Annotated in this window: 7 protein-coding genes; 5 read left to right on the forward strand and 2 right to left on the reverse strand. The window is 49.8% G+C overall.

Translation table 11 applies throughout. The features are described 5' to 3' along the window. Positions 1–317 precede the first annotated feature (317 nt). A complete protein-coding gene (locus tag SynA15127_RS12975) occupies positions 318–8435 on the forward strand; it encodes a pentapeptide repeat-containing protein (RefSeq protein ID WP_186485766.1) in 8118 nt (2705 codons plus the stop codon). A gap of 21 nt (positions 8436–8456) precedes the next feature. Further along, on the forward strand, positions 8457–9704 hold the full coding sequence (locus SynA15127_RS12980) for a peptidylprolyl isomerase (protein ID WP_222930459.1): 1248 nt from the start codon (positions 8457–8459) through the stop codon (positions 9702–9704). Positions 9705–9712: 8 nt separating this feature from the next. Here SynA15127_RS12980 and SynA15127_RS12985 read toward each other — a convergent pair whose 3' ends face one another. After that, positions 9713–10537, reverse strand: coding sequence for a hypothetical protein (locus tag SynA15127_RS12985; RefSeq protein ID WP_186484442.1), 825 nt, complete (start codon positions 10535–10537; stop codon positions 9713–9715). A 26-nt stretch (positions 10538–10563) separates the two neighbouring features. Then, a complete protein-coding gene (locus SynA15127_RS12990) occupies positions 10564–10839 on the reverse strand; it encodes a DUF6447 family protein (protein WP_043693720.1) in 276 nt (91 codons plus the stop codon). 199 nt (positions 10840–11038) lie between these two features. Here SynA15127_RS12990 and queC point away from each other — a divergent pair, with 199 nt between their 5' ends. Genes queC through SynA15127_RS13005 form a run of 3 tightly spaced genes read left to right on the forward strand, consistent with a single transcriptional unit; the run spans position 11039 to position 13820 of the window. Next, positions 11039–11719, forward strand: coding sequence for a 7-cyano-7-deazaguanine synthase QueC (gene queC, locus SynA15127_RS12995; RefSeq protein ID WP_186484443.1), 681 nt, complete (start codon positions 11039–11041; stop codon positions 11717–11719). Further along, entirely contained in the window at positions 11716–13014 is a 1299-nt protein-coding gene (locus SynA15127_RS13000) for an anthranilate synthase component I family protein (protein WP_186484444.1), read from the forward strand. Before queC ends, SynA15127_RS13000 begins: the two co-directional genes overlap by 4 nt. Beyond that, positions 13011–13820: an aminotransferase class IV gene (locus SynA15127_RS13005; RefSeq protein WP_186484445.1), complete on the forward strand. Its 810-nt coding sequence runs from the start codon at positions 13011–13013 to the stop codon at positions 13818–13820. The genes SynA15127_RS13000 and SynA15127_RS13005 overlap by 4 nt, the downstream gene beginning before the upstream one ends. Positions 13821–13828 lie beyond the last annotated feature (8 nt).

The following is a 13828-nucleotide window of genomic DNA, read 5'->3' on the forward strand; positions in this document are numbered from 1 at the left end:
GATTTAGTGCTCAAACAAGAAGCGCACAGATAAAATATCAGATATACATTCAAGGGTTATCACGACTCAGAAAACACTGAAAAATAATCGACGCAATATCATCCGCGGTAGACAAGTTGATCACATTCAATAGATAAATTCCTACGGCCAAACCACTTTCTCAATGAATGATTTACTGGACCCTTAAAAAGAAATTAAGATCTCGGGGGGGGGGGGTATCAAGAATCCAATAATGACCATGACTAATGACCAAGCAGACTCGACAAATATGAAAAAAATATCTATCATAAGAGGATGAGCTCCTGCCGAAGCAAAGCATGCTTCGAGTGCAGGAGCTGCTTAATCACCCTTGGTTTCTCATCATGAGCAAGCTCCACGGTCTCGACGCTTACGGATATGTGGTCAACGCTTGGTTGGATGGTGAGCTGGAGACCAGTGGGCTGAGCGAGATACCTGCACTTGGCTGGTTCTGGAGCGACCTGCTGAAGCACAGGATGTGGATGATTGATGAGTTGGAGAATTGGGCAGGAATCATTAACGAACAGGAGGAGCCACCAGAGGGAGGGGACGGACCAGGGAACGAAGATCACGGCTTTGGGCCAGACCATGGAGAGAATGGTAATGGCCCAGGGGATCACTTTGATCCGGATGCTGAGCAAGACAACGGTGAAGAGGACCAACCGCAACCAGTCGGAGACGGAGGGGGTATCGGTCCAGAGAACACTGATGACTCAAACGCAGTAATTACCATTAATGGAAAGGTAATAGAAGCAAATGCAGATCTGAGCTTTGTAGATTTATCTGGTGCTGAGCTAGCAGGTGTAGACCTCTCCAATGCTGATCTGGAAGGTGCTGATCTCTCCAATACTGATCTGTCTGGTGCTGACTTAGCAGGTGTAGACCTCTCAAATGCTGATCTGGAAGGTACGGATCTCTCCAATACTGATCTGTCTAGTGCTGATCTAGCAGGTGTAGACCTCTCGAATGCTGATCTGGAAGGTGCTGATCTCTCCAATGCTGATCTGTTTGGTGCTGATCTGGCGGGTGTAGACCTCTCGAATGCTGATCTGTCTGGTGCTGATCTCTCCAATGCTGATCTGTCTGGTGCTGATCTGGCAGGTGTAGACCTCTCGAATGCTGATCTGTCTGGTGCTGATCTCTCCAATGCTGATCTGTCTGGTGCTGATCTAGAGAGTGCAGATTTAACAGATGCTGATCTTTCCGGAACAATCCTGCCAGACAACAACAATGCCAACAATTTCGACGACATAGCTCTGCAGCCTGAGGACGAAGAAGAAACTATTGCAAACAACCAGGCAAATGATGAAAACAATGAAAACACAGACCCTGAGACACAGACACAAGGCGATCCTGACATAGCAAAAAATTACTCAGCAGCATTCACTTCTATTGCAAACAAATTAAGCGGAACGACTAACTACGACGAGACAAATTTCCGTGAATTTTTCCATGGACGCCCCGGTGAAGCAGCACACAGCGAAGCCAGCAAGGCAATCTTGGCAGAACTGTCGTTCATGGGGGATTTATCCGAACATTTTGATGATCTGGGTAATTTCACAGGAACCGTCAAGTTAGTTGACAACGATGGAACAGTTATTGAAAACAATATACCCAGCTTTACTGATCCATTCGGACTGATGTATCCCGACACAGGGATGATGCCAGGCATGAGAGAAGATTATATTTTCGTCTTTGTCAGTGAAGAGATTCAAGAAGGCTATAGCTTCGAAGTAGATTTCAAGATTGATGGTGAGTTGGACGGTACTGCCGACGTTACTGTCGGACCGCTCATGGCAGAGAGTTACCCCATCTCCGAATTCTGGTCTCTTGATGCGTTCCAACTGGATATCAAAATAGGCGACACTGAATATTCAATCAATGGAATGGAAGAATCAGAAGGATATTTTGACATCACCAACGATCAAATTGTCCTGAAGGGAACTAACCTTGGCCTTAATGATGGGGCCGAACTCGGATTTGCTGAACACGAAGGATTACCCAACAAAATCAAATCATTTGCCACATATAATGTGGCAAATCTCACAGAAACGGGTCGCGAAACAACCTTCAACCTCACCGACAAAAAAGGAAAAGTAGTTGATTTTAATGACGACAAACTTTCCGACAGATTGGGGAGTTTGTCTGAAAATGCATACGGATCAAATGATGGCCTGCGCATGGCTATCAGCAAGATCGAAACACAATTCAGAATTGATTGGGATCTTGCAGGAGACGTCGATTTCATCAGTCTTGACCCTCTGATTACGGACGATTTAATTCTTGAAACGTGGAATCCAGAGGCACTTGAAGATGACGAATTCTCAACTTGGACAAAACTTGAACTGAGCGACGTGCAGGCGGCATTCAGCGAGATTCAAATTGCATTGAAACAAGAAGGTGCCAACCCCTCATTGCAAGCGATGGACTATGCGATCCCAGAGGATTGGGAAATTCGCATGTCATATGACGATCTGATCAACGAATCTATACCTGCAGATGCCTTAGGAAACGATGAACAGCAAAACAAAAGTGAAACCTATCTCTTTTTCGACAAGTCGATTTTTGACGTCATTATTGACAATGACAATCTTGCAAGTGCAACACTTACCATAGGACCATCAGGAAACTCCCAAATTGCCATTGGCAGCATTCATGAATTTGAAAGCCTAGACGGTTTGATTCAAGCGATTACGGATAGTGCAACGTGGGCCAAAGAAACAGATATTACTTGGACCAAATACATCGAAAGCCATTTTATCCCTGGATATGGACATGAGGGTATGGGTGGAGAACAACCACATGACATGGGAGAAGGTAACCCACCAATGAACAGCGAAGAGGGAGAAAGAGGGAATGATGAAGATGACGATCTCAATCAAGACCATCACAATATGGAGAGCATCCAACTTGTGATGCAAGATCAAGAGGGTACAAATAACACAGATAACGCTTTAGGGCCAAATGCCAATGAAACTGACAACACTGGTGGACTTCCGGTCAATGGTGGTGTGCCCGGTGATGGTGGTGTATCAGGTAATGGCCAAGAAGATCAACCTCAGATTGATCGAAATCAGTCAAGCAATGAGCAAGCTAATAATAATGGGCCTACTGCGGAAGCTGACAACTCCGGTGAGATGCATGACGAACCTAACGTCATGACACAAGACGGGGGCGGTGATGGCGAATTCATTGGTGGTGGCGCGGGCACTGAAGTCGTTAACCCAGGTCTGAAACTTGCTGCAGAGACTGACGGAGAAGGGCTAAATGATTTCAGTGTTACGTTGACCCTCCAACATCAAGATGGGGAGCTTGATAGAGTTTACAACTCAATCTGGTTTGGAAAACTAAATGAAGAAGGAACTGCTGTAGCCGCTGATCCCGATGGCTTCAGCCTGATCACTCGCTCCTGGCAGAATTGGGACGAAACTAATGTTGTCGCAATTGATCGCTACGGCGATGGTCTAGGTGTCCTTGCCATTGATGATTCGGTTGACTACCCAGAGTGGTCAGATTACTTCCCGAATATCTTTTTCGAAACACCATGGCATCTTCCCTGGAACCAGCAAAAGCAAGCTGCGAAAACATTGAAGGTCGAGGGAAAAGCATTTGACAGTGGAGATGACCTTTTATTGAATGTCGAGCTTGAAATACCCAAACAACATGAAGGTGGGCATACGCACTCAGAACATCGCCATTACACACTATTAGTTGATATTTATGGAGGCGATTCTGATCAAGAGTCCCCTCTCAGCGATTTTGAAAAAGAAGAATTATTCATGATGTCGGGAGGGGGCTTCCATGATCCATATGGCCCTCAATATGAATCTGAAATCCATATCCCCTTGGCCTTGGATGAAGGAGAAACAGCATTCACACCGGAACTACTTACGGGTCATCTACAACAGAAGCTTGAAAGCTTCTTCGATGATCTTGAACTTTATGAATCATTTGATTTCGCATCAATTGCTAATCCAGGCCATAACTCCATCACTGATGGCCAACAATTCAGGGCTCTGATCGATCTCTACGCTGAGTCCAAAGGTCTTGACGCTGTCGTGACAGAAGTCGAGCCATTTGATGATGGTAGTGAAGTGGCAAATATCGAGAATCAAGACGATCTTGATGAGCACGACGGCGATGCGCAAGATCGTCCAGATGCCGAATTCGATGAGCGCGACGGCGATGCGCAAGATCGTCCAGATGCCGAATTCGATGAGCACGACGGCGATGCGCAAGATCGTCCAGATGCCGAATTTGATGAGCACGACGGCGATGCACAAGATCGTCCAGATGCCGAATTCGATGAGCGCGGCGGCGATCCAAATGAAAAGCGTTACGGCCCCGGTTTAGAAATCACTGTTGGAGACGAAATTTTCACGTGGAATGTCAGTGGCCATGGTGGAGACCCTGAAGCAGGCACAGGCCCTCATGCCACGCGTGCTGGAGAAAACCTGAGCTTCACCGAAGAAGAACTCAACGCCATCAAAGATCTCGACGAGATTGAGCTCTTCGCAGATCAAGTGCTGACATTTGGAGACATCGTTGACGAAAGCGACGAATTCAGGACATTGTCGAGCACAACCATAGATTTCAACATCCCTGAAGGTGGAGAAAAGGCTTCTGTCGATCTGTGGGGGTACGTTGTCTTTGACGAAAGCAATGACACTGCTTTCATGAAAGCGGAGGAAGCTTATAACAGTTCCTTCCACACAGAAACTCACGAGTGGGTCAACAATTTTGGTCTGCGTAAGCCAGGCTTCGAATGGGCTTGGACAGATCCTCTCGGCCCAGAATCAGATTCAAACCGGCGAATCCAGGTGGACTACGCCGGGATGAATGAACTTGCCGACATTGGAGACAATGGATCAACGTACAAACCTGGCGATATCAAATTGAAGATCGATAAAAAACTTGTCCAAAATGATCAATATGAAGTTCGAGTCGACTGGGGACATCAGCTGATTATCACTTTAAAAGAAGAGAGTGGCATCGTGCTGACCCCTGAGAGCAAAGTCTCCTTTGAGTTAACTGATGATGTTTACGACGAGGAAGGTGCTTTAACGAAAGCAGGGCACGGCTTTGTTGATATCAATGGACAAAAGCTGGAAGCCGGCGAAAAGATCAGAGTTGATAACTGGGCTGCCTTCAGCCTGATGGGCTTTGATTTCAGCGAGCAGATCATGCTTAATCCTGAAATGAGTGTGGTGGAAGGCAAAAAGATCACTCTTGAATTCTATGGAGATGCTGATTTCTCCAGCGATGCAGACAAAGCAACCATCCCAGAAAAAGCAGACTTCCAATTCTATTCTTTCGATCCAGCCCGAGGCATTGAAACGAGCCTCACCCTGAGTGAAGAAGACATCACTATCGATGGCAAGAAACTGGTCTTCACCCTAAGTGAATCAGTCCCTTCAGGGACATTTGTGGAAGCAACCTATGATCCGTCTCTCTCAGCCATCAGTGACAGCAACACTGAAGCAGACAACGCCTTCACCAACCTAAACGGAGTTGCTGCTGAATCATTCTACTTCATGCCCTTGAAAAATGAATCTCCTGATGAACAGGGGCCTCACATCATGTATGCCGATGTGGCAGGCAAGATGATGCATCTTCAGCTCGAAGATCCAAGCGGCATCTATATTGGAGACGCTGAACTCAGCAATGAGAATCTACCAAATCCATCTAATTTCTCACTAGAAGCGACCGATAGTGAAAGTAAAACCAGAAAGATTGCAGCCACTAGTGTCATCCTGAACCGATGGGGTGATCTCGAGTTCCAACTCGATAGTGCCGTAACATCTTCTGAAGTCGTCAAATTGACCTACTCAGGCAACTCATTAAAAGACAGTCTGAAAAACAGCAGCAAAATTCGAGATTTCGAAGTCTGGAATAACTCCGTGGATTTCAGCTTTGAAGACGCCAACTCTTGGTTCTTACTGAATGATCTGACCAATGTTGTTTTCAATGAGGGACTTTATGTGCAAGACAACGGAAATGTCTCAAGCTTGAGCAGCAATTTCCAATTCGTTGATGAATACGTCTTCAAGCTAAAAGAGTTTTCAAAGGTCACCATTGATCTCACAGATGTCAACGGTGAAACTCTCGACGACGAAGGCGATGCCAACCTTAACTTTGTCTTGGAAAATGAGAGGACTTTCGATTATGTAGGAGGCTCATTCAATTCCAAGCAAGACGACTGGAAAGATTCTCCAACCAATGATGAGCGGAATGTCAGCTTCCAATTACCGGCAGGTGAATGGAGACTCATTGTCGAGCATGGCGAAACATGGAATGAAATCAGCCAAGACTATCAACTTAAAATCAACACCAGTGCTGCCACATTCGATTCAGAAAAAACCTTTACTGAAGACTCACTCACCCATGATTTCGAAGTCAGCCTGGACAATTACCGAATAGAAAAGATTTTCAATGTTGATGTTGCTGGAAATCTCACCTTCAGCCTTACAGCACCTGAAGATTTCGAGGGTGAAGTGTTCATGGATCTGTTCGACCTCGGGGGCCAATGGTTGAATCAATCATGGTCCAACACATTCAGCTCATACGTTGAAGCAGGTTCCTATAAGCTTGAAATCAATTCCTGGATGCCTCCAACACCGGGTCAAATTGTTCCCACAGTAGACATCAGCGCCAGTCTGGATACATCGGTCAGTCTTGATATTGATACCGATACGGAAGATTCCCCAAGTGGCTCGATCACTGTCGATGGTGTACCCACTGCAGGTGAACTGAATTCACTGGACCCGGAAGACTGGTGGACCATGAAACTGAATGGGGGAAGCATCTACACCCTTCGTGCCACTGATTTCACCGAAGATGTGAATTTATTTGTTCAAAACAAATCCACAAATTATGAAGACTGGAGTGTTAACTGGGGGACGGAGACAATCAAAGAAGACGGCTCATTTGTCTTCAATCCATCAGATGAGACACTTCTTTTTGATCTGTCCACAGACCAATTCCAAGACGGAAAAACTTACCAGTTCATTGTCAATCCTCACTTTTATTCCTTTAATACAACGAGTTATAGCCTGATTGCCAAGAGTCACTCGAGTCTGGAAGAAGCTGAAAAGGAAATCGGAACAGGAATCATTTCGTACGACGATGTTTTTGACAGCTTCTTCGGGGAAGAGAGCGATCTTGAAGACTTTGTCAATATCGATAAAAACGACTTAATGGGTTTGGCCAAACTTTCAGAACCAACGACCGACGAAGTCAACACACTGAAAGCAGAGTTGGAGAAAGAGTTAGGAGCCAAGGGTCAGGAAATTTCTGGAAACCCAATTGCATTTAAGAGCTCTTTAAAATCAAGCGATGGAAGCACTTCCAGTTCAACAATGGCTGTCGTTGTCACCAAAGATGTCCCCGACACGGTATCCACACAGGTTTCATCCGAAAACGTCACCGAGCTAAACGACAACGAGCCTGCAGAACTGACCAGTACCGGTTCCACAGAAGAGTTCGGAGCAAAAGAAATTTCTGAATTAGGGAATGACACCAAGGATGAGGCAGAAGACCTCACTCCAATCAGCCAGCCAGTCAACGTTTCGGCACGATCAAGCAGCAGCACACTCTCCGGTTTCCTGGCTGAAAGCATGCCCGGTAACGCACTACAAGGGGAAAATTTCAATTCCAATCATGCTTCCACCACTCCAGATCTGGGTCTGCAGAGAATCGGAATTCAACTCAGTGATGACATCATTGCCAAACTAAGCGATCCAAATGAAACTCGTGAGCTGATCTGGTATCGCAAACCTAGTAACGGTGATGCTTTCATCTTCAAGTACGACAGCACAACCGGGACGGGAGCACTCCTCGAGGACTCTGATTCCGATGGCAAGAGCGATGTCATGGCTCTGTACGTCAGAGATGGTGGGCGTGGCGATGATGACATGCAAGTGAATGGTGAGATCGTCTCACCAGGTGGCTTGGCATTCGCCAGCTTGACTGCCGCTGCTCCAGACACAACCACCACCACTGTCATCAATGAAGACGGGGAAGCCGTCCAAGTTGAAACGGTGCTCTGGAAATTGGATGTGGACTCCGATGGCATCATCAACGCCCTTGCTGATGGACTTGCCATCACACGTCGTCATCTGGAAGGTGGTCTGGAAACTGATCCAATTCTGAACCAACTAGTGTCGACCAGTGGAGAACGTGCAACGGAATCTTCCGTTCGAAAATATCTTGACCTTGGCATTCAAACACCAGACAAGGTGCTTGACATTGACAACTCTGGTACGTTCGACACGAGTGATCTGGCTCTGATTCTGCGTCAGGCCACTGGCACCTTCCCAAGCACATCTCTCTCAAACGGTTTCAGTAACGACACAGTCACGCACGCCGACATTATCGAAAATCTGAACAGTCTAATCTCAGATCAACAGGTAACATAAAGAGAAGACAGATCAACTGCTTTGGAATATCAGGAATTGCAGGCTATTTTTGATGAGTGGTTGACTCAGAATGATCACTGGAAGCCGATCATCTATCGATCAGCTTCCAGTGAAACTCATTCCATCAACCTCCAGACATTTCAAGGAGGGCATCTAGTTGGACGTTTCCTCCTTAGTGATAATTTAGCCGAACGCATCAATTCCGTTCTTGGCGATCAACTACCGATCGTCCTCACTCAGGACTGGATTGACGTCTCTCTACTTGACGACCAGATATCCGGAGCACCACAGACCGTCGCCAACTTTGAACGCTACGTTGAAGAGGGAAAATATACAGACGTTATTCTTCATCGTCTGATTTCTGGGTTTGTGCTTCAGGGAGGAGGCTTTCAATGGTCTGACAACCAAACAAGTCCATCCACTATTGAAAGCTTTTCGCCAGTACAGAACGAATTCAGCAGCGAGCGAAGCAATACACGAGGCACGATTGCGATGGCCAAAATTGGCAACGATCCCGATAGTGCCACCAACCAGTGGTTTTTCAATCTTGCCGACAACAGCGACAATCTAGACAATCAGAATGGCGGTTTTACTGTCTTTGGAAAGACAAAGACAGAAACAGACTTGCTCTTTGTCGACATATTAGCAAGCTCACCAGTTGCCAATGCAGGTGGCGTATTTAGCAATCTGCCTTATTTATCTCTAACCGAAAATACAATAACACCGCCTGAAACCGTGAGATTCAAATCGATTGAAATTATCGACCAGCGCAAGGAAATCGAGTTTGAACTAAGCATTGACAATGCAGATCAGACCCCCATTAAAGCGACTCTAGAAAACGGCCAAGCTCTGATCTCGTCGGAAAACATAATCGAACAAAGCTCTATGGATTGGCTCACATTACGAGCGACAGAAAAGCTTAGTGGCCAACACCTTGAACAACTGATACCCGTCTTCAACAGTACAAATGACAACCTCACTGGCTACCAACAACTCCTGGATAATGCATTGATCCTAAGCAACCATTTGAACACCAAAGAAGACGAGCAGATCGATTCAATAGGCCTATCAAGTCAAACAGATAGCATTATCGATATTGATCAGAATCAAAATATCGATCTGCAGGACGGCGAACTGATGCTGAGACACGCCTTTGGCACATTCCCAGGCCTGTCCTTACAACAGAATTTAAATGGAATCGCCGAAGATGCAAATCCTTCAGACTTGTTGAATTCCCTGAATCAGCTGACAACTCCTGTGGAAACCTGATTGCACAATCAAGACATAGCATCAGGCAAGACACACCACATTCCCTGCTCTCGCCCCGATTCAGAATCTACAAACTTACCGCGAAAGACAACAGCGGCACCACTGATGTTTGCCTTCACCAATCCTGGCTTCGAACCATAGCGTCTTAAAAAGCGTTGCAATGTTTCAACTGATCGATAGCCAATGGCTTCAGCAGCTTGCTGCGTTGTGAGAGGTGGCAACTTCTCAAGTGAACGCAATTCATCACTGGAAAGAATTCTTGGCTGACTGGAATCCTGTGAATCCTCAACCTCTGGTTTTGCTGCAGCTCCCGCACCAACAGCTGATTCAAGCTGCTCCAGTCGGTCGAGAATTTTCGAAACCAGATCAGGCGATGACGTCGTTGCGGCAGATTCACTTGGATCGATCAGAGCCTTCTCGGCCTCAACAAATTTCTGACGTCTGAAGATCATCAGCATCAATGGGCCGACTGGATAAAATCCAACCAATTCCCAACCATGTTCACCATTGGTGTTCAGAAAGCTCTGAAGCTGGTGTGCTGGATGAGAACTCTGACCTCCTCCCCCACTAGCACCCTGGCGAGATGAAGGTGGATGGGAGTAGAAGCTTGGAAACTCCTGTTCAAGATAGGCCTGAGAAAAAATCGGGTTTGGAGAACCCGATTTCTGCGGTTCAGCTGATGGAGTGGGCTTTGGAGGCTGCTTCACCGATGGAGGCGGAGGCCCTTCGGAAACAGGCCGAGCAGACTTAGCCTGCGAGGACCCGGCTGGAGGAGAGACATTCAAATGAATGACTCTGTATTCCCAGACTGGATGATTGTTGTCAGTTGCCATTCAGTCAGAGCCGCATGCCGATGGGTTCAGCCCTGACCGCCGTCAGAGCTGGATTCCGTATTCTGTAACTTAGCGAATGCTTCAGGATTCTCAACAGCAAGACGAAGCTGAGCGACAAGAGCACGTCGACCCACGTCCATCAAAGCCATCTGGTTGCGGAGACTCTTCATCTCAGCTTCCGACGAACGAAGAGCAGCAACAAGCTGTTTGGCTGGATCCGAAAGAGAAGAGAAATCATATTCTGTATCTCCAAGCTTGATCTTGGCCTGAGACTGCTGAGAGGCCTGCTGTTCTTCAGACATGGTCAGATGAATGCTTCATTTGGACGCTAGCACTGATGTTCAATTCGGACATCAAAGCTCGATTCGCAAAAGCCGTACATTATTTACGCGGCATAAAATTGTTTGGAAGATCGTAATCAGAACCAGAAATCGATGTCAGTCAACCCTCCCTGGAAAAGACCATACAGCTGGATGACAGGCCAGACTTCAGAATGAAAGGATGACGTCCGCAACGGCTATCGCCCTGCTCTCGGGAGGACTGGACTCCGCGACAGCAGCAGCCCTCGCATTAGAGGATGGATTCCGGGTGATCGGATTGTCCTTTGATTACGGCCAACGCCATCGCCGAGAGCTGGAGGCCTCTGCCGCAGTTGCGGATCACCTTGGCCTCGCAGAACACCACCGCATTGCTGTCAACCTTGCCGCCTGGGGGGGGTCAGCTCTGACCGATGCCGCCATCACCATTCCCACCGATGGAGTTCAAGATGGTGTGATCCCGCCGACGTATGTACCGGGACGGAACACGGTGTTCATCGCGATCGGACTCAGCCTCGCTGAGGCCCGAGGCGCCGAACGGCTGGTGTTGGGCGTGAACGCAGTCGACTATTCCGGCTACCCCGACTGCCGCCCCGACTACCTGCATGCCTTTCAGGATCTGGCGGATCTGGCCAGCAAAGCCGGTCGGGAAGGACATGGCACACAGCTGTGGGCACCGTTGGTGCACTGGAGCAAAACCCGAATTGTGGAAGAAGCCCTTCGATTGGATGTGCCGATTCAGGCAACGTGGAGCTGTTACAGCGGAGGCAGCACGCCCTGCGGAGTCTGCGACAGCTGTCGCATCCGTGATGCCGCCCTGCGTGAGGCTGGCCGGGCTGATCTCTGCAGCGCCAACCAACCATGATCACCCCCCAGTGGTTGGAGCTGCCCTGGCGCGAGCCTGTCGCAGTGGCCCGGCAACTGGCAGCAGAGAACGGAGAGAGGGGACTGATCTGGCTCGATGGTGACGGGAGCGAACTGGGGCACAGGGTCACCATCGCCAGCACCCCCCGGGAGATCATCTGCTGCCGGGGATTGCCGGGTGATGCAAACGCCCGGGATCCATTTGCAGCCCTGCATCAGCTCGGCCCAGGTCACTGGACCGGATGGCTCAGTTACGAAGCTGCCGCCTGGTGTGAACCCGGCAACCCCTGGTCGAGCGATGCCATGGCCAGTCTCTGGATCGCCCGGCATGATCCCGTCCTGAATTTTGATCTCCGGCGCAGGGAACTGTGGGTCGTTGGCACCGATCCTCAAACCATGGAAGAGCTTGCGGCAGGGCTTGCCGCCTGCCAGACCTCGGAGTTCGATCGTGGTCCGGCCATCCCTCTTGGTTCGTGGACGCACCACACCGATGCGCGGAGTTTCGCCGATGGCGTTCGGCACATCCGCAGACTGATCGCGGACGGCGACCTTTTCCAGGCCAACCTCACCGCCTGCTGCAGCACCACCTGGCCGGCCGATGGCTCAGCCCTGGAGCTGTTCCAGAGGATTCGGCAACGCTGTCCTGCCCCTTTTGCCGGACTGGTGATCGCCGATAACGGAGAAGCGCTGCTCTCCTCCTCACCGGAACGTTTCCTTCAGGTTGACTCAGCGGGCCGGGTCCAGACACGGCCGATCAAAGGCACGCGACCACGCCACCCAGAACCGGAACAGGACGCCGACCTGGCAGCGGAGCTGGTCTCCAGCGACAAGGACAGAGCTGAGAACGTGATGATCGTCGATCTGCTGCGCAATGATCTCGGCCGGGTCTGCATTCCGGGCTCAATCGAGGTGCCACAACTGGTGGGGCTGGAGAGTTACGCCTCGGTGCACCACCTCACCTCCGTAGTGGAAGGCCAGCTGCGGCAGAACCTGAGCTGGGTGGACCTGCTGCAGGCATGCTGGCCGGGGGGGTCGATCAGCGGTGCCCCGAAACTGCGGGCCTGTCAGCGCCTGCATGAACTGGAACCAACCAGCCGCGGTCCCTATTGCGGGTCACTGATCCGAGTTGATTGGGATGGACGTTTCGACAGCAACATTCTGATCCGATCGCTGATGCGAAACGGCATCACTCTGCGGGCCCACGCCGGTTGCGGCATCGTCGCCGACTCCGACCCCGATGGCGAAGCGGAAGAGCTGATGTGGAAACTGCAACCACTGCTGGAGGCTCTTGCATGACCCGAGCGATCGCCTGGCTGAACGGGCAGTGGGGGGCACCGCATGAGCTGAGCCTGCCCCTCAACGACCGTGGACTGCAACTCGCCGATGGCCTCTTCGAAACTGTGCTTATTGAGAGTGGGGAACCTCGACTGCTGGAGGAACATCTGCAGCGATGGAGCATCAGCGCCAACCTGCTTGGCATGGCACCTCCCCCGGAGCGGAGCCATCTGCAGCCGCTGATCGAGGAAGCGACCCAGCGCTGTGGTCTGCAGAGGGAAAGCGCTGTCCTCCGACTCAACTGGAGCCGTGGCGAATCAGGCCGGCGGGGAATCGATGTACCTCAACCGGCCCGACATCGATTCTGGATGACACTCGAGTCCGGAGCACCGACATTCAACGCTGTGACAGCGATCATCTGTCAACAGGAACGACGCAACGCCGACAGCCTGGTCAGTCGATGCAAAACCTTTGCCTACAGCCAGGCGGTCCTGGCACGTCGGGAAGCCACGTTGCAAGGGTGCGATGACGCCCTGCTTCTGAACACCAGAGGTCAGTTGTGCTGCGGCACAGTGGCCAATCTGATGGTGAGGCGTAACGGTTCCTGGCTGACGCCGCCACTGAGCAGCGGATGCCTGCCGGGGGTGATGCGGGGACGGGCGCTGACTCTGGGATTGGTGAAGGAAGCGGAGCTTGGATCAGACCTGAACCCAGACGACGAGGCCGTTCTGATCAACAGCCTGAGCTGCCGACCGGTGATCGCCTTGAACGGACTGCCGCGAACTCTGGCTGACACAGAACGCTTTTGGCAGAGCCTGCTGAATTAGCACGATAT

Source organism: Synechococcus sp. A15-127 (genome assembly GCF_014280215.1).
GTDB lineage: Bacteria > Cyanobacteriota > Cyanobacteriia > PCC-6307 > Cyanobiaceae > Parasynechococcus.

What these genes read in the sequence shown, in the direction of transcription:
- SynA15127_RS12975 (WP_186485766.1), top strand. Translation starts at nt 318, where the DNA reads ATGCTTCGAGTGCAGGAGCTGCTTAATCACCCTTGGTTTCTCATCATG.
- SynA15127_RS12985 (WP_186484442.1), bottom strand. Translation starts at nt 10,537, where the DNA reads ATGGCAACTGACAACAATCATCCAGTCTGGGAATACAGAGTCATTCAT.
- SynA15127_RS12990 (WP_043693720.1), bottom strand. Translation starts at nt 10,839, where the DNA reads ATGTCTGAAGAACAGCAGGCCTCTCAGCAGTCTCAGGCCAAGATCAAG.
- queC (WP_186484443.1), top strand. Translation starts at nt 11,039, where the DNA reads ATGACGTCCGCAACGGCTATCGCCCTGCTCTCGGGAGGACTGGACTCC.
- SynA15127_RS13000 (WP_186484444.1), top strand. Translation starts at nt 11,716, where the DNA reads ATGATCACCCCCCAGTGGTTGGAGCTGCCCTGGCGCGAGCCTGTCGCA.
- SynA15127_RS13005 (WP_186484445.1), top strand. Translation starts at nt 13,011, where the DNA reads ATGACCCGAGCGATCGCCTGGCTGAACGGGCAGTGGGGGGCACCGCAT.